The organism is Pseudomonas sp. MONT-RG-20F-20-E-7-02 (genome assembly GCF_022662395.1).
Classification (GTDB): domain Bacteria; phylum Pseudomonadota; class Gammaproteobacteria; order Pseudomonadales; family Pseudomonadaceae; genus Aquipseudomonas.
The window spans coordinates 445,979-465,289 of sequence record NZ_JAKNQN010000006.1 but is presented as its reverse complement, the minus strand read 5'-3'; the positions used below and the strand labels follow the sequence as shown (position 1 = coordinate 465,289).

General features: G+C 60.9%; 20 protein-coding genes. 11 read left to right on the top strand and 9 right to left on the bottom strand.

Features of this window, described 5'->3' with window-relative positions; all coding sequences use genetic code 11:
- Nucleotides 1-79: 79 nt before the first annotated feature.
- Genes L8I05_RS20035 through L8I05_RS20025 form a run of 3 tightly spaced genes read left to right on the top strand, consistent with a single transcriptional unit; the run spans nt 80 to nt 2,401 of the window.
- Nucleotides 80-646, top strand: a complete 567-nt coding sequence (locus tag L8I05_RS20035) for a YfiR family protein (protein ID WP_242171164.1) — start codon at nt 80-82, stop codon at nt 644-646.
- Entirely contained in the window at nt 643-1,905 is a 1,263-nt protein-coding gene (locus tag L8I05_RS20030) for a diguanylate cyclase (RefSeq protein ID WP_242171162.1), read from the top strand. The genes L8I05_RS20035 and L8I05_RS20030 overlap by 4 nt, the downstream gene beginning before the upstream one ends.
- 4 nt (nt 1,906-1,909) lie before the next feature.
- Nucleotides 1,910-2,401, top strand: a complete 492-nt coding sequence (locus tag L8I05_RS20025) for an OmpA family protein (RefSeq protein ID WP_242171161.1) — start codon at nt 1,910-1,912, stop codon at nt 2,399-2,401.
- A 292-nt stretch (nt 2,402-2,693) separates the two neighbouring features.
- Here the strand turns inward: L8I05_RS20025 and L8I05_RS20020 are convergent, their stop codons facing one another.
- The 3 genes from L8I05_RS20020 to L8I05_RS20010 form a co-directional block, all read right to left on the bottom strand.
- Nucleotides 2,694-2,984 carry a DUF3077 domain-containing protein gene (locus L8I05_RS20020; RefSeq protein WP_017137974.1) on the bottom strand — a complete coding sequence of 97 codons (291 nt, stop codon included), beginning with the start codon at nt 2,982-2,984 and terminating at the stop codon, nt 2,694-2,696.
- 498 nt (nt 2,985-3,482) lie between these two features.
- The gene (locus tag L8I05_RS20015) at nt 3,483-3,773 is read right to left on the bottom strand and encodes a DUF3077 domain-containing protein (protein ID WP_242171159.1); all 291 of its coding nucleotides are present in this window, start codon (nt 3,771-3,773) and stop codon (nt 3,483-3,485) included.
- Between the two features lie 330 nt (nt 3,774-4,103).
- A complete protein-coding gene (locus tag L8I05_RS20010; RefSeq protein ID WP_177019120.1) occupies nt 4,104-5,051 on the bottom strand; it encodes a LysR family transcriptional regulator in 948 nt (315 codons plus the stop codon).
- A gap of 130 nt (nt 5,052-5,181) precedes the next feature.
- Here L8I05_RS20010 and L8I05_RS20005 point away from each other — a divergent pair, with 130 nt between their 5' ends.
- Both L8I05_RS20005 and mmsB read left to right on the top strand, forming a co-directional pair.
- A complete protein-coding gene (locus tag L8I05_RS20005) occupies nt 5,182-6,699 on the top strand; it encodes a CoA-acylating methylmalonate-semialdehyde dehydrogenase (RefSeq protein ID WP_242171157.1) in 1,518 nt (505 codons plus the stop codon).
- Nucleotides 6,700-6,714: 15 nt separating this feature from the next.
- Nucleotides 6,715-7,602 (top strand): 3-hydroxyisobutyrate dehydrogenase, encoded by an 888-nt coding sequence (gene mmsB, locus L8I05_RS20000; protein WP_242171155.1) that lies wholly within the window; start codon nt 6,715-6,717, stop codon nt 7,600-7,602.
- Nucleotides 7,603-7,650: 48 nt separating this feature from the next.
- On the opposite strand, the gene L8I05_RS19995 is transcribed toward mmsB, so the two are convergent.
- Nucleotides 7,651-7,995 carry a cupin domain-containing protein gene (locus L8I05_RS19995; protein ID WP_003194115.1) on the bottom strand — a complete coding sequence of 115 codons (345 nt, stop codon included), beginning with the start codon at nt 7,993-7,995 and terminating at the stop codon, nt 7,651-7,653.
- Nucleotides 7,996-8,326: 331 nt separating this feature from the next.
- Between L8I05_RS19995 and kynB the strand changes: the two genes are divergently transcribed.
- Entirely contained in the window at nt 8,327-8,977 is a 651-nt protein-coding gene (gene kynB, locus L8I05_RS19990) for an arylformamidase (RefSeq protein WP_197626761.1), read from the top strand.
- On the top strand, nt 8,974-9,831 hold the full coding sequence (gene kynA, locus L8I05_RS19985; protein ID WP_242171153.1) for a tryptophan 2,3-dioxygenase: 858 nt from the start codon (nt 8,974-8,976) through the stop codon (nt 9,829-9,831). Before kynB ends, kynA begins: the two co-directional genes overlap by 4 nt.
- A gap of 149 nt (nt 9,832-9,980) precedes the next feature.
- Here kynA and L8I05_RS19980 read toward each other — a convergent pair whose 3' ends face one another.
- From L8I05_RS19980 to antA, 4 genes are all read right to left on the bottom strand, one after another.
- The gene (locus L8I05_RS19980; RefSeq protein ID WP_159959860.1) at nt 9,981-11,381 is read right to left on the bottom strand and encodes an amino acid permease; all 1,401 of its coding nucleotides are present in this window, start codon (nt 11,379-11,381) and stop codon (nt 9,981-9,983) included.
- 72 nt (nt 11,382-11,453) lie between these two features.
- Nucleotides 11,454-12,461: an anthranilate 1,2-dioxygenase electron transfer component AntC gene (gene antC / locus L8I05_RS19975; RefSeq protein WP_242171150.1), complete on the bottom strand. Its 1,008-nt coding sequence runs from the start codon at nt 12,459-12,461 to the stop codon at nt 11,454-11,456.
- 32 nt (nt 12,462-12,493) lie between these two features.
- Entirely contained in the window at nt 12,494-12,985 is a 492-nt protein-coding gene (antB, locus tag L8I05_RS19970) for an anthranilate 1,2-dioxygenase small subunit (protein WP_242171147.1), read from the bottom strand.
- Nucleotides 12,985-14,376, bottom strand: coding sequence for an anthranilate 1,2-dioxygenase large subunit (antA, locus tag L8I05_RS19965; RefSeq protein WP_242171144.1), 1,392 nt, complete (start codon nt 14,374-14,376; stop codon nt 12,985-12,987). The genes antB and antA overlap by 1 nt, the downstream gene beginning before the upstream one ends.
- 312 nt (nt 14,377-14,688) lie before the next feature.
- Here antA and L8I05_RS19960 point away from each other — a divergent pair, with 312 nt between their 5' ends.
- Nucleotides 14,689-15,681, top strand: a complete 993-nt coding sequence (locus L8I05_RS19960) for a helix-turn-helix domain-containing protein (RefSeq protein ID WP_242171142.1) — start codon at nt 14,689-14,691, stop codon at nt 15,679-15,681.
- A gap of 115 nt (nt 15,682-15,796) precedes the next feature.
- Here L8I05_RS19960 and L8I05_RS19955 read toward each other — a convergent pair whose 3' ends face one another.
- On the bottom strand, nt 15,797-16,672 hold the full coding sequence (locus L8I05_RS19955) for a LysR family transcriptional regulator (RefSeq protein ID WP_242171140.1): 876 nt from the start codon (nt 16,670-16,672) through the stop codon (nt 15,797-15,799).
- Between the two features lie 114 nt (nt 16,673-16,786).
- Between L8I05_RS19955 and L8I05_RS19950 the strand changes: the two genes are divergently transcribed.
- Genes L8I05_RS19950 through catA form a run of 3 tightly spaced genes read left to right on the top strand, consistent with a single transcriptional unit; the run spans nt 16,787 to nt 19,188 of the window.
- Entirely contained in the window at nt 16,787-17,914 is a 1,128-nt protein-coding gene (locus L8I05_RS19950) for a muconate cycloisomerase family protein (protein WP_242171139.1), read from the top strand.
- 12 nt (nt 17,915-17,926) lie between these two features.
- Nucleotides 17,927-18,217, top strand: coding sequence for a muconolactone Delta-isomerase (gene catC / locus L8I05_RS19945; RefSeq protein ID WP_016974901.1), 291 nt, complete (start codon nt 17,927-17,929; stop codon nt 18,215-18,217).
- 41 nt (nt 18,218-18,258) lie between these two features.
- A complete protein-coding gene (catA, locus tag L8I05_RS19940; protein ID WP_159959846.1) occupies nt 18,259-19,188 on the top strand; it encodes a catechol 1,2-dioxygenase in 930 nt (309 codons plus the stop codon).
- Nucleotides 19,189-19,311: the final 123 nt, after the last annotated feature.

Below are 19,311 nucleotides of genomic sequence, written 5' to 3'. Positions count from 1 at the left end.
AGCCTCGGCTTCGCGGGGCTTTCCGCCGCTGTGCTATCGTTGCGGCATCACCTCGAAAATACCTGAAGAGAATCGCTGCATGAACGTGGCTGTCTCGCCCACAGAGCGCAGTTTGAGCTGGAGACACATGTTACTGGTGGCACTCGTGTGCCTGCTCGCCCCCCGAGCATTTGCCGAGGCGCCCAGCCCGGCTGACCAACGCGCCCAAGCGGTCACCCAAGTCGTACTCGGCATCCTCAGTTACGCACGTTGGCCGGTGGAGCCTGCGCAACTGCGTTTGTGCATCGTCGGGCCGACCCAATACACCGACGACCTGGTCAAAGGCACCACCCAGGCGACCGGCCGTCCGGTAGTGGTGCAGCGCCTGTTGGCCGACCATCCCGACATCGTCAGTGCCTGCGACGCCGTGTACATCGGCAAACTCAGCGCAGACGAACGCGCCCGGCTGTTTACTTCGCTGATCGGCCACCCGGTGTTGAGCATCAGCGAAGGTGGCGACCAATGCACCGTGGGCAGCCTGTTTTGCCTGCGCGTGGGCGATGAGCAAGTGTCGTTCGAGGTCAACCTCGATTCGGTTGCCCGCAGTGGCGTGCGCATCCACCCCAGTGTGTTGCAGCTGTCCCGTCGTCGAGCGCCTGCGTCATGAAAGCCGTGAAAGCGCGGCCGACCCTGCGTTCGGTCATCGGCCGTGGGCATTTGATCCTGGCGTTGGTCGCCGTGACGCTGGCCAGCGTGTCGCTGACCCTGCTCGGCGTGCTGGCACTGCGTGTGTATGCCGAGCACAACCTGCACCTGATCGCGCGCTCCATCAACTACACCGTGGAAGCGGCGGTGGTGTTCAACGACAGCGCGGCCGCCACCGAAGCCCTCAGCGTGATCGCCTCTACCGAAGAGGTGGCCCAGGCCGAAGTGTTCGACGCCAATGGCAAGTTGCTGGCGCAATGGGTGCGGCCAGAAACCGGGATGCTCTCCAAGATCGAACTGGCGCTGGCGCATGCCTTGCTCGAACAACCGATCAACCAGCCGATCCTGCATCAAGGGCAGACCGTGGGCAGCATTCATGTGGTCGGCCATGGCGGTAGCCTGCTGCGTTTCCTGCTCAGCGGCCTGGCCGGCATTGTGATTTGTACCGCCCTCAGCGCCTGGGTGGCGTTGTATTTGGCGCGGCGTTTGTTGCTGGGCATCACCCGACCGCTGCAAAGTCTCGCCGCCGTGGCCCATGCCGCCCGCAGCGAGCGCGACTTTGACCGGCGCGTGCCTCCGGCGCAGATCGCCGAACTCGACAGCCTCGGCAGTGACTTCAATGCCCTGCTGGGTGAGATGGAAGCCTGGCAAAGCCACCTGCAAAGTGAAAACGAGACCCTCGCTCACCAAGCCAGCCACGACAGTTTGACCGGCCTGCCCAACCGCGCATTTTTCGAAGGCCGGCTGATCCGTGCCTTGCGCAGCGCCGCCAAGGTTAACGAGCGCGTGGCCGTGCTGTTTCTCGACAGCGACCGCTTCAAAGACATCAACGACAACTTCGGCCACGCCGCCGGCGATGCCGTGCTGGTCGCCGTCGCCGAGCGCGTGCGCGCGCAATTGCGTGAAGATGACTTGGTGGCGCGCCTGGGCGGTGATGAGTTCGCCGTGCTGTTGGCGCCGTTGCACAAACTCGACGACGCCCAGCGCATCGCCGACAAGATTATTGCCAGCATGGACAAGCCGATCCCACTGCCCGGCAACACCCAGGTGTTGACCTCCCTCAGTATCGGCATTGCCGTTTATCCCGATCATGGCGCCACCCCCGGCACCTTGCTCAATGCCGCCGACGCGGCGATGTACCAGGCCAAACGATTGTCCCAGGGCGGCCAGCAAACGGCGGAATCGGAGCCCACCGCCGCAAATGTTAACCACAGGAGTTGATCCCTTGTTCTCTACTGCGCGCATGCTGTTTATCACTTTGCTGGTGGCCTTCCTGGCCCTCGGCGGCTGCCAGACGGCCCCACCCAAAGGCCTGACCCCGGCCCAAGTCGCGGTCCTCAAACAGCAAGGCTTCGAACTGACCGACGAAGGCTGGGCCTTCGGCCTGTCAGGCAAAGTGCTGTTCGGCAGCGACGTTGAAAGCCTCAACAAAGCCAGCACCGACATCGTCGAACGCATCGGCAAAGCCCTGGTCGGCGCCGGCATCGACCGCGTGCGCGTCGACGGCCACACCGACGCCTCGGGCAAAGAGAGCTACAACCAACAACTGTCCCTGCGTCGCGCCAAAAGCGTAGGCAACGTGCTGACCGGTGTAGGCATGAAGGAAGAAAACATCCAACTGCGCGGCCTGGGCAGCAGCGAGCCGGTGGCGCCGAACACCACAGTGGCGGGGCGCACCGAGAATCGGCGCGTGTCGATTGTGGTGATCGCGGACTAACGCCGAGAGCGGACGCAGAGCGTCCAGGGCGGCATTCCCAAATGTGGGAGCTGGCTTGCCTGCGATAGCGGTATATCAGCAGCAGATGTGCTGACTGACCCACCGCTATCGCAGGCAAGCCAGCTCCCACACTTATTTGCGCCTGACCAAAATTTCGCACCCGCCGCAGTTCCGATCGTTCCCACGCTCCGCGTGGGAATGCATCCTGTGACGCTCCGCGTCACGACTTCAAAAGCAGACGCAGAGCGACCATGGCGGCATTCCCACGCAGAGCGTGGGAACGATCTGGCGTTTAGCTCGTTGGCGTCATCGCCTGCGTCAGGTCATCCACCACGGCCTTGCCCATCTCACACAGGTAATGCGCGGCCCATGCGTATTGCTCGCCGCGCACATCCATGGCGGCTTCCATGGCGAGTTTCTTGGAGTAAAAAAGCAGGGTGGAGGCGTGTTCCAGGGCTTGCTCGATGGGCATGCCGGAATTGACGCGGAACAGGGGTTTTTGGTTTTCGCCGTAGTCGCCGAAGGTGACTACGCCAAGGGTGGTGATGGAGGAAAGCGGTGGATCGGGGACGATTTTTGACATGATGTTTCCCAAATTTGCAGTAGGGGTCACCACGGCATGTCGCTAAACATGAAGAGGTGGCAGCTGTACACGGGTTAGCGAACCGGTAAATTTGGGAACCCGGCAGACCCGAAGGTCTCCCGCGTACAGCCGCCATAAAACGGTAAAGACAGGTAAAACGCCTGGCAATACTTTGGCATCACATCCCCAACTAATCCGAGTCGCTAAACCCGATCTCTGATATGCAGCGACCCAGGGAGGCTAGTGACCCAAACGGTAAGGCGCAATGGGGTAGAGAGTCTCTAGGAAACGTCCTGCAAATTAAAGCGAATCGTCGTTGATGGCCCTTTAATCCGCGAACCTCATCTTCCGCGTTTCCCCCATCAACAACCCCTGATCCGATCGTTCCCACGCTCCGCGTGGGAATGCATCCTGTGACGCTCCGCGTCACGACTTCAAAAGCAGACGCAGAGCGACCATGGCGGCATTCCCACGCAGAGCGTGGAAACGATCTGGCGTTTAGCTCGTTGGCGTCATCGCCTGCGTCAGGTCATCCACCACGGCCTTGCCCATCTCACACAGGTAATGCGCGGCCCATGCGTATTGCTCGCCGCGAACGTCCATGGCGGCTTCCATGGCGAGTTTTTTGGAGTAGAACAGCAGGGTGGAGGCGTGTTCCAGGGCTTGCTCGATGGGCATGCCGGAATTGACGCGGAACAGTGGTTTTTGGTTTTCGCCGTAGTCGCCGAAGGTGACTACGCCAAGGGTGGTGATGGAGGAAAGCGGTGGATCGGGTATGACTTTGCTCATGACGAATGCTCTCTGCGTAAGTAGAGCTGCCACATCACATCGCTAAACATGAAGAGGGTGGCAGCTGTGTGCAGGTTAGCGATCCGGGTCAGAGCGCATCCCGGGTAGACTCGAAAGTCTCCCGCACACAGCCGCCATAAAACGCTACAAGCTGGCGAACGCCAGCGAGTGCTATTGGGGCAATGTCACGCCTGAAACCCGGATCGCTAAACCCGATCGCTGATATGCAGCGACCCAGGGAGGCTAGTGACCCAAACGATAAGGCGCAATGGGGCAGAGAGTCTCTAGGAAACGTCCTGCAAATTAAAGCGAATCGTCGTTGATGGCCCTTTAATCCGCAAACCTCATCTCCCGCGTCTCCCCCATCAACAACCCCTGATTCTGCTCCGTCACCTCCCTGATGTAATCCCACAACAACGTAATCCGCTTCAACTTGCGCAGATCCTCCCGGCAATACATCCAGAACTGCCGCGTGATCGAAATCTGCTCCCCCAGCACCGGCAACAACCGCGAATCCTGCGCCGCCAGAAAGCACGGCAATATCGCCATCGACCGGCCCTGCTGCGCCGCCACGTACTGCGCAATCACGCTGGTACTGCGCAAACTCGCGCTGGCGCCGGGCACTACATTCGCCAGGTACAACAGCTCCGAACTGAACGCCAGGTCATCCACGTAACTGATAAACGGATGCTCCGCCAAATCCGCCGGCCGCTGGATCGGTGGGTGTTGGTCGAGGTAGTCCTGTGTCGCGTACAGCTGCAGCTTGTAGTCGCACAGTTTGCAGCACACATACGGCCCGTGTTCCGGGCGTTCCAGGGCGATGACGATGTCGGCTTCGCGCTTGGACAGGCTGATGAAGTGGGGCAGGGGCAGGATATCCACCGAGATCGCCGGGTACGTGTCGACAAAATGGCTGAGCTGCGGCGTGACGAAAAAACTGCCAAACCCTTCTGTGCAGCCCATGCGCACGTGGCCCGACAAGGCCACGCCAGAGCCGGACACCTGCTCGCACGCCATATGCAGCGTGCTTTCGATGGACTCCGCATAGCCCAGCAAACGCTGGCCCTCGGTGGTGAGCACAAAACCGCTGGTCCGGGATTTTTCGAACAGCAGCGTGCCGAGCGACACTTCCAGTGAACTGATGCGCCGCGACACCGTGGTGTAGTCCACCGCCAGGCGCTTGGCGGCCACACTGGCCTTGCGGGTGCGCGCCACTTCGAGGAAAAACTTCAGGTCATCCCAGTTCAGGGAGCCCAGTGACGTGATGTTTTTTTGCATATTGGACCGGCTTTTATGTGCGTTCTTATTAGAAGTTTGCACATCTATACTCGAAAAACAGTCCGAACGCCTCATTTCCAAGGCGATTCACGCGCCTTGTCTCTGCATAACTACAAGATTTGGAGACCACATGAACGCTTCTGCCGATATTTCCGTGCAACAGGTCAAGTTGCTGATCAACGGTGAATGGGTCGAGTCCAAGAGCACCCACTGGCAAGACATCGTCAACCCGGCCACCCAACAGGTGCTGGCCAAAGTCCCGTTTGCCACCGCCGATGAGGTCAACGCCGCCATCGACGCTGCCCATCAAGCCTTCCAGACCTGGAAGCTGACGCCGATCGGCGCGCGCATGCGCATCATGCTCAAGCTGCAAGCCCTGATCCGCGAACATTCCAAGCGCATCGCCGTGGTCCTAAGCGCTGAGCAGGGCAAGACCATTGCTGATGCCGAAGGCGATATTTTCCGTGGCCTGGAAGTGGTCGAGCACGCGTGCTCCATCGGCACCTTGCAGATGGGCGAATTCGCTGAAAACGTCGCCGGTGGCGTCGACACCTACACCCTGCGCCAACCCATCGGCGTATGCGCCGGTATTACCCCGTTCAACTTCCCGGCAATGATTCCGCTGTGGATGTTCCCGATGGCGATTGCCTGCGGTAACACCTTCGTGCTCAAGCCGTCCGAGCAGGACCCGCTGTCGACGATGCTGCTGGTGGAGCTGGCGCTGGAAGCCGGCGTGCCGGCGGGCGTGCTCAACGTGGTGCACGGCGGCAAGGACGTGGTGGATGCGCTGTGCACCCATAAAGATATCAAGGCGGTGTCGTTCGTCGGCTCGACCGCCGTCGGCACTCACGTGTACGACCTGGCCGGTAAGCACGGCAAGCGCGTGCAGTCGATGATGGGCGCCAAGAACCACGCCGTGGTGCTGCCGGACGCCAACCGCGAACACACCCTGAATGCCTTGGTCGGTGCCGGTTTCGGCGCAGCGGGCCAGCGTTGCATGGCCACCTCGGTGGTGGTGCTGGTGGGCGCGGCCAAGCAATGGCTGCCGGACCTCAAGGCGCTGGCGCAAAAGCTCAAAGTGAATGCCGGCAGCGAAGCCGGTACAGACGTCGGCCCGGTGATTTCCAAGCGCGCCAAAGCACGCATTCTGGAGCTGATCGAAAGCGGCGTAAAAGAAGGCGCCAAGCTGGAGCTGGACGGCCGCGACATCAAGGTGCCGGGCTTCGAGCAGGGCAACTTCGTCGGCCCGACCCTGTTCTCGGGCGTGACCACAGATATGCAAATCTACACCCAGGAAATCTTCGGCCCGGTGCTGGTGGTGCTCGAAGTCGCGACCCTCGATGAGGCCATCGCGTTGGTCAACGCCAACCCATTTGGCAACGGCACTGGCCTGTTCACCCAAAGCGGTGCGGCGGCGCGTAAGTTCCAGAGCGAAATCGATGTAGGCCAAGTCGGCATCAACATCCCGATCCCAGTGCCAGTGCCGTTCTTCAGTTTCACCGGCTCGCGGGGTTCCAAGCTCGGCGACCTCGGCCCGTACGGCAAGCAAGTGGTGCAGTTCTACACCCAGACCAAAACCGTCACGAGCCGCTGGTTCGACGACGACACGGTCAACGATGGCGTCAACACCACCATCAACCTGCGCTGATTCCGGGAGACGACCATGAAGATTGCATTTATTGGCTTGGGCAACATGGGCGCGCCCATGGCCCGCAACCTGCTTTTGGCTGGCAATAAGCTGAATGTGTTCGACGTTAATCCAGGCGTGTTCAAGGAATTCGCAGAACTGGGCGCCACCGTCACAGGCTCACCGCGTGAAGCTGCAGAAGGTGCGGAGCTGGTGATTACCATGCTGCCTGCCGCCGCCCATGTGCGCAGCGTTTGGTTGAATGAAGACGGCGTGCTGGCCGGCATCGGCAAAGGCGTACCGGCGGTGGATTGCAGCACCATCGACCCGCAAACCATCCGCGATGTTGCCGCTGCGGCGGCCAAGCAAGGTGTGGTGATAGCGGATGCTCCAGTCTCTGGCGGCACCGGTGGTGCGAGTGCCGGGACCCTGACCTTCATGGTCGGCGCCACCCCGGACCTGTTCGCCACCCTGCAACCGGTGCTGGCGCAGATGGGCCGTAACATCGTGCGTTGCGGCGACGTCGGCACCGGGCAAATCGCCAAAATCTGCAACAACCTGTTGCTGGGGATCAGCATGGTCGGTGTCAGCGAGGCCATGGCCCTGGGCGATGCACTGGGCATCGACACCCAAGTGCTGGCCGGCATCATCAACAGCTCCACCGGGCGCTGCTGGAGTTCCGACACCTACAACCCTTGGCCGGGCGTGATCGAAACCGCGCCGTCGTCGCGGGGTTACACCGGTGGTTTTGGCGCCGACCTGATGCTCAAAGACCTTGGCCTGGCCACCGAAGCCGCGCGCCAAGCCAAGCAACCGGTGATCCTCGGCGCCGTGGCCCAGCAGTTGTATCAATCGATGAGCCAGCGCGGGGAAGGCGGCAAAGACTTCTCGGCGATCATCAACAGTTATCGCAAGCCCGAATAGGGCGTTTTCCGAGAGCCTGCCGCTGGCGGGCTCTCGGGTTTTTGCGGCTCACGCAAATACAAAATACTTACGCACAGTCTCAACCACTTCCCACGTCCCCTTCATCCCTGGCTCCACCACAAAGATATCCCCAGCCCGCAGGTGAATCGGCGCCATCCCTTCGGGCGTGATCACGCAGTAGCCTTCCTGGAAATGGCAGTACTCCCACTTCACGTATTCCACGTACCACTTGCCCGGCGTGCAGATCCAGGTGCCCATGATTTTGCTGCCGTCTTCGCTGGTGTAGGCGTTGAGGTTGACGGTGTGCGGGTCGCCTTCGAGTTTTTCCCATTTGCAGGCATCCAGGACCGGCAGTGGGTGGGTGTCGCGCAGTACGGTGATGGGCTTGGACATGATGGCTCCGAGGCAGGGAATGGAAAGAGCAACCCTAAGGCCTGGGGCGTTGTGCCAGTGGTCTGAACTCGACATCGGGATGCCCAGAAGCGCTCAAACGCCGTAGAACTCTGTGGGAGCCGGGCTTGCCCGCGATGGCGGCGGCGCAGGTTGCCTCTCATTACCTGACACGACGCCATCGCGGGCAAGCCCGGCTCCCACAGATATATGCGTGAATCCGCCATTTAGTCGCAGTAAGTGCGAAAAATTTCCCGCCTGGCGCTGGAATAAGCAAGAAAATGCACGGCTGGCCCTCGTATCATTCACCCCAGTAACGACCGAGAGCCTCGAAATGAACCCAATAAAAACGTGGTGGGATATCAGCCCGCCCTTGAGCACGGCCACCCCGACCTGGCCGGGCGATACGCCGTTCCAGGAAGAGCGCGTGTGGCAGTTCGGCCCGGAGTGCCCGGTGAATGTAGGGCGCGTGACCTTCTCGCCGCACACCGGCGCCCATGTGGACGCGCCGTTGCATTACAGCGCGGATGGCGCGCCGATTGGCGAGGTGTCGCTGGACGTGTACATGGGCCCGTGCCGTGTACTGCATTGCCTGGGCAGTGGCGCGCTGGTGCAGCCGCATCAGCTGGACGGGCGTGTGGATAACGTGCCCGAGCGCGTGCTGCTGCGTACTTATCCACAAGCGCCGCTGACCGAGTGGGATTCGAATTTCACCGCCATCGCGCCGCAAACCATCGAGCTGCTCGCCAGCCTGGGCGTGCGCCTGATTGGTATCGACACGCCGTCGCTGGACCCGCAACAGTCCAAGACCATGGATTCCCACAACGCCGTGGCCCGCCATGGCATGGCGATTCTCGAAGGCATCGTGCTCGATGACGTGCCGGAGGGCGACTATGAACTGATCGCGCTGCCGCTGCGTTTTGCCAACCTGGACGCGAGCCCGGTCCGCGCCATTCTCCGCCCGCTCAAGGAGCCCACGCGATGAGCCAATGTCCTTTCTCACCTGACTACCAACCGCCGGAAGAATGGCATAACGCCGAGCTGAATTTTTCCGAGTCGATGAGTTACGGCGACTACCTGGACCTGGGCAAAGTCCTCAGCGCCCAGCACCCGCTGTCGCCGGACCACAACGAAATGCTCTTCATCATCCAGCACCAGACCTCCGAGCTGTGGATGAAACTGATGCTCCACGAACTCAAGGCCGCCCGTGAACACGTGCGCCTGGGTGAGCTGCCGCCGGCGTTCAAGATGCTGGCGCGGGTATCGCGGATCTTCGATCAACTGGTGCACGCCTGGGCGGTGCTGGCGACGATGACGCCATCGGAGTACAAGGCGATTCGCCCGTTCCTGGGGCAGTCGTCGGGGTTCCAGTCGTTCCAGTACCGCGAGATCGAATTTATCCTCGGAAACAAAAGCGCGGCGCTGTTGCGTCCTCACGCGCATCGGCCGGAGTTGTTGAACGAGCTGAAAGTGGCGATTGCCACGCCGTCGCTGTATGACGAGGCGGTCAACCTGATGGCCAAGGCGGGCCTGGCGATTGACCCTAAACGCGCCGAGCGCGACCCGACGGCGGCCACGGTTCACGATGAATCGGTGGAAGCGGCATGGCGCGAGGTGTATCGCGACCCGAGCCGGTATTGGGATTTGTATCAGTTGGCCGAGAAGTTTATCGACCTGGAGGATTCGTTCCGCCAGTGGCGCTTCCGGCATGTGACAACGGTGGAGCGGATTATCGGCTTTCAGCCGGGCACGGGCGGCACTGAAGGCGTGGGGTATTTGCGCAAGATGCTCGACACGGTGCTGTTTCCCGAGCTGTGGCGAGTGCGTTCCACGCTCTAAACAAAAAGCCCCGGAATCCCGGGGCTGATCGTTCCCACGCTCTGCGTGGGAATGCCGCTTTGGACGCTCTGCGTCCGCTTCGGGAGTCGTGACGCGGAGCGTCACAGGGTGCATTCCCACGCGGAGCGTGGGAACGATAATTACAGGGGTTACTGCGCTACGGCTACTTTCGCGTTTCTAACCCGCAACCGATACGCCACATAGATAATCCCCACCCAAACCGGCATCGCATACACCGACTCACGAATACCCTCGATCGCCAGCATCACGCTCACAATCATCACCATGAACGCCAGGCACAGGTAGTTGCTGAACGGGAACCAGAAGGTCTTGAACGACGGCGTCACGCCTTGCTCGCCCATGGCTTTGCGGAACTTGATATGGGTGATGCTGATCAGCGCCCAGTTGATCATCAGCGAGGCAACCACCAGCGCAAACAGCAATTCCAGGGCACTCTTCGGCGCGACGTAGTTGACCACCACGCAGAGCATCGTTACCAGTGCCGAAATCGCCAGGGCGCGCAGCGGCACGCCTTGTTTGTTGAGTTTCATCAGCGCTTTCGGCGCGTCGCCTTGCTCGGCCAGGCCGAACAGCATGCGGCTGTTGCAGTACACGCCGCTGTTGTACACCGACAGCGCCGCGGTCAGCACCACGAAGTTGAGGATGTGCGCGGCGGTGTCGTTACCGATCAGCGAGAAAATCTGCACAAACGGGCTGCCGCTGTAGGCATCGCCTGAGGCGCCGAGGGTTTGCAGCAGTTGGTCCCACGGGTACAGCGACAGCAGCACGGTGAGGGCGCCGACGTAGAAAATCAGGATCCGGTAAACCACCTGGTTGATGGCTTTGGGGATCACTTTGCGCGGCTCGCTGGCCTCGGCGGCGGTGATGCCCACCAGCTCCAGGCCGCCGAACGAGAACATGATGAACGCCATCGACATCAACAGCCCCATGCCGCCATTCGGGAAGAACCCGCCGTGGCTCCACAGGTTGCTCACCGAGGCTTGCGGGCCGCCGGTGCCGCTGAACAGCAGGTAGCAGCCGAGCACGATCATGCCGACAATCGCCACCACTTTGATGATCGCGAACCAGAACTCGGCTTCACCGAAGAACTTCACGTTCAGCGTGTTGATCAGGTTCACCGCGACGAAGAACACCAGCGCGCTGACCCAGGTTGGAATCTCCGGCCACCAGAACTGGATGTATTTGCCCACGGCCGTCAGTTCGGCCATGCCCACCAGCACGTAAAGTACCCAGTAGTTCCAACCCGCCAGGAAGCCTGCGTAGCCCCCCCAGTATTTATGGGCGAAGTGGCTGAAGGAACCGGCCACCGGCTCTTCGACGATCATCTCGCCGAGCTGGCGCATGATCAGGAACGCAATAAAACCGGCAATCGCGTAACCCAGGATCATCGACGGCCCCGCCGACTTGAGCACCCCGGCCGAGCCGAGGAACAACCCCGTGCCAATCGCCCCTCCCAAGGCAATCAGCTGAATATGCCGGTTCTTCAGGCCACGCTTGAGGCCAACTGGGTTAACCATGTCATCCGCCATTAACATTCCCTTCTACTTGTTTTTCTTGAGGGTGATTGCACGCCGCACCCGCCCCTCAGAACTGCTGAGGGGTCAGATATTACTCTGCGTAAACTTTTCGTAATACAGCTGAACGCCATCAAGTGCCTGATCCGCCAGCCATTGTTGGATCGATTCGACCATTGGCGGCGGGCCGCACACGTACATATCCGCCGATCTATCCCGCAATTCGGCCAGGTCGAAATGCTCGGTGAGGTAGCCGCGCTTGCCGGCCCACGCCGGTGAGGCGTCGCTCAGCACTTCGGTGTAGCGAAAATTCGGAATTTTTGTAGCGTAGGCGTGGATGCGCGCCGCTTCGCATAAGTCCTCGGCACCACGCACGCCGTAATACAAGTGCACAGGTTGGTCGCAGCCGTTGGCCGCCAGTTCATCGAGCATGCCCAGCAACGCCGACAACCCGGTGCCACCGGCCACCAGCACCAGCGGCTGAGTGACATGGCGCAGATAAAACGCACCCAATGGCGCCTCCATCAGGACTTCATCACCGACCTGGCAGCGCTCGCGCAGGTAGTTGCTCATGACGCCGTCGGGCAGCAGACGCACCAGAAACTGCAGTTGATTGCCGGGGCGATTGGCGAAGGAAAACGAGCGCCAACTGTCGGTGCCGGGAACCGACAGGCGAGCGTATTGGCCGGGCAGAAAATCCAGCGGCACCTCCAGCTGCACCTGCAAAATCGCCGTGCTGTTTGAGATGTGCTGCACGTCGCTCACCGTACCGCGCACTTGCACCGGCCCGGGCGCGTTGCACAGGCTCGAATCAAAGTCGAAGTAAAACGCCGCGTCGGACTTCACCCGCGTCTGGCAGCTGAGCATCTTGCGCTGTTGCAGATCGAGACTGGAGAGGGCTTCTTCATCGACATAGTCCTGGGTGTAATCGCCGGACTCGCAGCGGCCCTGGCAGGTGCCGCACACACCTTCGCGGCAATCCAAAGGGATTTTTATGCCGTTGCGCAGGGCCGCGTCCAGCAGGATTTCATTGGCGCCCACCGGGAAAAACAGGGTCTTGCCGTCGGCAAAACTGAAGGCCACTTTGTGATTCATATGATTGCTCGCCACAGGGATGATGTGCTGGTTTAGAGGTGATAAAAATCCAGCACCGAGTTGATGGTGTCGTTGAGCAGCAAGGCGTGTTTGCGCGTGATCAACCAACTGTCGCCATGGGGTTTGAGGCTGTAGGTGGCATGCCCATAAAACTGCTCCGACGTGGCCAGTCGATAAAACAGCGTGTGCCAGTTCAACTTCACTTCCAGTAACCCGCCCGGTTGCTCGGCCACACGCACGTTATTGATCAAGTGCAACGTGCGCGGCATCGGTGTGGCCGACGCGGCCTTACCCGTGCGCAGGCGGAACACGCGGTCTTCCAGGCCCGAACGGTTGGCGTAATAGATCAGCGACATCTCGCGCTTGGGGTCGCGGGTGTACACGTGTTCCGAGTCCCATTGCGGCAGGTGGAATTCACTCTGTGGGTCGAACAGCTGCACATAAGCGTCCCAATCCTGGGCGTCGCACAGCTCGGATTTACGGTAGAAAAACTGCTCGATCCGGTACTGCAATTGCGCATTCATCACTTCACCTCCCGCAGTTTCAGCGCTTGTTGGTCCAGGCCGTTGAGCAGGAACTGCTGCCAGTTGCGGTGCTGGTTGACGTACAGGCCTTCGTGGGTGAATTCGGTGCCGGTCATCGCCGGTTGGATGCCGATGGCTTCGCTGTTCGGCGTGGGCCCGGTTTCCCAGCGGTGGCTGCCGCGCGAGATATCGCTCCAGCGTTCCAGCCTGCCCTGGAAACCGCGCTGGGCTTCGCGAAACTCCACTAGGTCATCCGGCGTGCCCATGCCGGACACATTGAAGAAGTCCTCAAACTGGCGGATGCGGTTTTCGCGGTCGGCATCCGACTCGTTCTTTACGCCCAGGCACTGGCTGATGATCTCGGTCTTGTTCCACGCCAGCGGGCGAATAATCCGCAGCTGCGAGCTGATCTGGTCGAGGAAGAACAGGCTTGGGTAAATGTTCAGGTTGCGCAGGCGGTGCATCATCCACTCGGCCTTTTGCTGGCCATGTTCTTCCACCAGGCGCGGCATGATGGTGGCGTAGCCCGAGCGCACCGTCGGGTTGGGCATGTCGCTGAACAACACGCTGTGGCCATTGTTGAAGGCGAACCAGCCGTCGTCGGTGTTCGCGTCGCCCGCGCCGAGCTTGCTGTAGTCCAGCGTGGTGCCTGCGCCGCTGCCGTTTTCGGTGTTCACCTGCTGGCGATGCTGCACCGTGGCCACGTAGTTGTAGTGCACGGTGCTGACGTGATAACCGTCCAGGCCGTTCTCGTTTTGCAGCTTCCAGTTGCCGTCGTAGGTGTAGGCCGATTTACCCGGCAGCACTTCCAGCTCACCCGTGGCGGACTGCGCGACCATCATGTCGAAGAACACTTTGGCGTCGCCGAGGAAGTCTTCCAGGCTGTCGGTGCCGTTCACGTCCAGGCTGATAAATACAAAACCCTTGTAGCTTTCGATGCGCGCCTTTTTCAGGCCGCGTGTGGCTTTGTCGAAGCCTTCCGGGTACTCGCCCGGCGCCTTGACCTTCACCAGCCGGCCATCGCTCTTGTAGCACCAGGCATGAAACGGGCAGGTGAAGGTGGATTGGTTGCCCTTGCCGACGCGCGTCAGCGTGGTGCCGCGATGCTGGCAGGCGTTGATCAGCGCATTCAGCTGGCCCTCGCCATCGCGGGTGATGATCATCGGCTGGCGCCCGGCGCGCAGGGTCACGAAGTCGTGGTTATGGGCCAGCTCGCTTTCGTGGCAGGCGTAGATCCAGTTCTTTTCGAAGATCAGTTCCATCTCCAGGTCGAACAGTTCCGGCTCGGTGAACATGTCGCGGGCGATGCGGAACACTTCATCGGCCGGGCGGAAGTCCAGGCAGCTTTCGATGAATGTTTTCCACTGCTCGACGCTTTTTGCACCACTCATGGGAGGCACCTTTTTGATAGGGGCTAATCGGTGGTCCATTAGAGGCAGCGGGGCAGGGCGCGGGCTATCCGCTTAATGGGCAGAGATGGGCCGCATAGTTGGGCAGCAAATACCCAGTTCGGTGCAGCCAGGTGACGCGATGCGCTACTGTCATACCAAGGCAAAGCCGCAAAAACCTGTGGCTTATCCACATAGTCGACCGTTGCTATCCACCCCGTTGCATTCACGCGGGCGTGGCGTAGAACTTGCTGTCGATTGTTAACGACGCGCCGCCAGAGCGCGCAACCGCCTAACCGCCGTGGGTGCACCCTGATGAGTAGCCATACACGCGAAATCCATATTCAACGCTTCGACCTCGAAGGCGCCTGCAGCTGGATGTCCGGCATTTGTGGGCCGCACCGCCTGGCGACGTCGACACCCGAGCGCCTGCGCTTTCACCACAGTGCCAACGTGTTCAAGTCCCGCGCCACCACCCTGGGCGTGATCGAATACGGCACCGACGTGACCATCGGCATCGAAGACGCCGAGCACTTCAGCAGCTACAGCCTGAGCCTGCCGTTGGTGGGCGAACAGGAGTTGAGCAAGAACGGCGAGCGGCTGAGTTCCAACCGCGACCAGGGCGTGATCCTGTCGCCCAACGAGCACCAAGTGCTGGCGATCTCCGGTGACTGCCGCAAGTTGCAGGTGGTGATCACGCGCGCGGCGATGAGTGAATCGCTGGAGGCGTTGCTGCAACGGCCGATTGAGGCGCCGTTGCGTTTTGAATCGGTGATGGACGCGGTGGACGGCGCGTCGGCGTCCTGGTGGCGCATGGCGCGCTACTTTATCGCCGAGCTTGAGCGCAGCAGCGAGCTGTATGAGCAGGCAGCGTTTACCCGTGACCTGGAAAGCTCGCTGATCAAAGGGTTGATCCTCGCCCAGCCGAATAACTATTCAGAAGAATTGCGCGACGTGCTGGGCGTTAAGCTGCCGCATTATTTGATTCGTGCGCGGCAGTACATCCACGACAACGCCCGTGAAGCGGTGCATTTGGAGGACCTGGAGACGGCTGCGGGCGTGTCGCGGTTCAAGCTGTTTGATGCGTTTCGCAAGTACTTTGCGCTGTCGCCCATGGCGTATTTGAAGAAGTACCGGTTGGGGGCGGTGCGCCAGGAAATTCTGGAGCAGGGTTCTACTCGGACCATTTCCGAGATTGCCCTGGGTTGGGGCTTTACCCATTTGGGGCGGTTCTCGGCGGAGTACCGCAAGCTGTTTGATGAATCCCCCAGCCAAACCCTGCAGCGCAAGCGTTTGCGCAGTCTTTGAAAACAATGAAGATCAAACGGTGGGAGCTGGCTTGCCTGCGATAGCGGTAGTGAATGTTCCACCGCCATCGCAGGCAAGCCAGCTCCCACATTGGATAGAGGGTGGCTTTGAGGTTTCAGATCAGCTCTTCTACCAACTGCAAACAATGACTCAGCCCCGGCGACTGATCATTCACCCGCCGGCTCAGAATAATCGGCGAGGTCGCGGTGGTTTCCACAATCGGCGTGTAACCAATATCCGCCCTGTGCAGCACCTGCACCGAGGCCGGCACCAGCGTCACGCCCATACCCGCGCCGACCAGGCCGATGGCGGTCTGCAATTCGTTGGTCCACTGCGCCACCTTGAGGCTCAAGCCGTGGGCGTCGAACAGCGCGATCACATGGTCGGCATAACTGGGACGCGGGTTGCCGGGGTACAACACAAACGGCTCGGCGGCCAGCTGGGCGAGGGTGGCGGGCGCTTCCAGCAGCGGGTGCCCGGCGGGCAGCACGGCCACCAGCCGGTCCTCCACCAGCACGCGCTGGACGATGGCCGGGTCGTCGATGCGAATCCGCCCGAAACCCACGTCAATCCGCCCGGCCTTGAGCGCTTCGACCTGCTGCAAGGTAGTCATCTCCGACAAGCCCAACTCCAGCTCCAGCGCCTCATGGTTGCGCAGCCGCCGAATCAGTTCCGGCAACACGCCGTACAAAGTCGACGGCGCAAAACCGATGCCCAGCCAGGTCTTTTCGCCCTGGCCGATGCGCCGCGTGTTGTCGCAGACCTTGCCCAGTTGCTCGAGCAGCACATTGGCGTGCTCATAGAAAAACCGGCCGGCCTCGGTCAGCCGCAGCGGTCGGCCGCGCTCCAGCAGAATCACGCCCAATTCATCTTCCAATTGCTGAATCTGCCGGCTCAACGGCGGCTGGGCGATGTGCAGGCGTTCGGCGGCGCGGGTGAAGTTCAGCGTTTCACCCAGCACCTGGAAATAGCGCAGATGACGCAGTTCCATGTCGGCTCCTTTCATACCTTGAAGGTATTGTGCGAGACCCATTCTATATTGGAAGCCAGGAAAAATACGGCACAGAATCGGCGCAAATCTATAAAGAACCCAACGGGTATAGCCATGCCGATTTGCGCCATCGAGTCGATCGAAACGATCATCGTCGACCTTCCCACCATCCGCCCGCACAAACTGGCGATGCACACGATGCAAAACCAGACGCTGGTGATCATCCGTCTGCGTTGTGCCGACGGCATCGAAGGCATTGGCGAAGCCACCACCATTGGCGGCCTGAGCTACGGCAATGAAAGCCCCGACAGCATCAAGGTCAACATCGACCGGCACTTCGCGCCCCTGTTGATTGGCCAGGACGCGAGCAATATCAACGCGGCCATGTTGCGCCTGGAGCGCAGCATTCGTGGCAACACCTTTGCCAAGTCCGGCATCGAAAGCGCCTTGCTCGATGCATTGGGTAAACGCCTCAACCTGCCGGTCAGTGAATTGCTTGGCGGGCGCGTGCGCGATGCCTTGCCGGTGGCTTGGACATTGGCCAGCGGCAACACCGAACAGGACATCGCCGAGGCCGAGAAGATGCTCGACCTGCGCCGCCACCGTATCTTCAAATTGAAGATCGGCGCCGGTGAGGTCAGCCGCGACCTGGCCCACGTGATCGCGATCAAACAGGCGGTGGGCGAGCGCGCCAGTGTGCGAGTCGACGTCAATCAGGCCTGGGACGAAGCGGTGGCCCTGCGCGCGTGCAAGGTGCTCGGCGATAACGGCATCGACTTGATCGAACAACCCATCTCGCGCAACAACCGCAGCGGCATGGCGCGGCTGAACCTGTCGAGCCCGGCGCCGATCATGGCCGATGAGTCCATCGAATGCGTGGAAGACGCCTTCAACCTGGCCCGCGAAGGCGCGGCCTCGGTGTTTGCCCTCAAGATCGCCAAGAACGGCGGCCCGCGTGCGGTGCTGCGTACGGCTGCGATTGCCGAAGCGGCCGGTATCGGCCTGTACGGCGGCACCATGCTCGAAGGCGGCATCGGCACCCTGGCTTCGGCGCATGCCTTCCTGACCTTGAACAAGCTGGCCTGGGACACCGAACTGTTCGGCCCGCTGCTGCTCACCGAAGACATCCTCACCGAGCCGCCGGTGTACCGCGATTTCCAGCTGCATGTCTCCACTGCGCCAGGCCTGGGCCTGAGCATTGATGAAGAGCGTTTGGCGTTCTTCCGTCGTGACAAACACTAAGAGGCGCCTGCCATGTTGTTCCACGTAAAAATGACCGTGAACCTGCCCCTGGACATGAACCCCGAGCGCGCGGCCGGCCTCAAGGCTGAAGAAAAAGCCCTGGCCCAGCGCCTGCAACAAGAGGGCAAATGGCGCCACCTGTGGCGTATCGCCGGGCACTACGCCAACTACAGCGTGTTCGACGTCGACAGCGTGCAAGACCTTCACGACCTGCTGATGCAGCTGCCGCTTTTCCCTTATATGGCCATCGAAGTGAATGCGCTGTGCCGGCACCCTTCGTCGATCCATGAAGACGACCGCTGAGCCTGTTTTGCCCCCGATAATTACAAGATGAGGATTGCACCATGTCCATCCGACTGTCCCAGACTGCCCATGCCCAAGCGTTTCTCGAAGAAGCCAGCGGCCACCACAACGACGGCGGCAACCCGCGCGCCAAGGCGCTGATCTACCGAATTTTGCGCGATACGGTAAACATCATCGAAGACCTGGAAGTGACCCCGGAAGAGTTCTGGAAGGCGGTCAATTACCTCAACGAGCTGGGTAAAAATCAGGAAGCGGGGCTGCTCGCTGCCGGTTTGGGCCTGGAGCATTACCTCGATTTGCTGATGGACGCTGCGGACGAGGAGGCCGGCAAATCCGGCGGCACGCCGCGCACCATCGAAGGCCCGCTGTACGTGGCCGGCGCGCCGCTGAGCAAGTACGAAGCACGGTTGGACGATGGCAAGGACGACGCGGTGCCGCTGTTTATGCGCGGGCAAGTGCGCGACACCGATGGCAAGCCGTTGGCGGGCGCGATTGTTGATGTGTGGCAGGCCAATACCGCTGGCACCTATTCGTGGTTTGACCCGGCGCAATCGGAATTTAACTTGCGTCGACGCATCGAGACCGATGCCCAGGGCAACTACCGTTTTCGCAGCATCGTGCCGTCCGGCTACGGCTGCCCGCCGAGCGGGCCGACGCAACAGCTGCTCGACCAACTGGGGCGCCACGGGCAGCGGCCGGCGCATATTCACTTCTTCATCTCGGCGCCTGGGCATCGGCACCTGACCACGCAGATCAACCTGTCGGATGACCCGTACCTGCACGATGATTTTGCTTATGCGACGCGGGATGAGTTGATTGCCGAGATTCGGTTCAGTGACGATCAGCAGCTGGCGCGGGAGTTTGGTGTTGAAGGGCGGTTTGCGCAGATTGATTTTGACTTTGAGTTGCAGCTGGCTGACGCGCCGGTAGAGCAAAAACGCATGCAACGCGTGCGCGCCCTCGAAGACTAAACTACACGGTTGATCGTTCCCACGCTCTGCGTGGGAACGCCGCCCTGGACGCTCCGCGTCCGCTCTTAAAGGCGTGACGCGGAGCGTCACAGCATGCATTCCCACGCGGAGCGTGGGAACGAT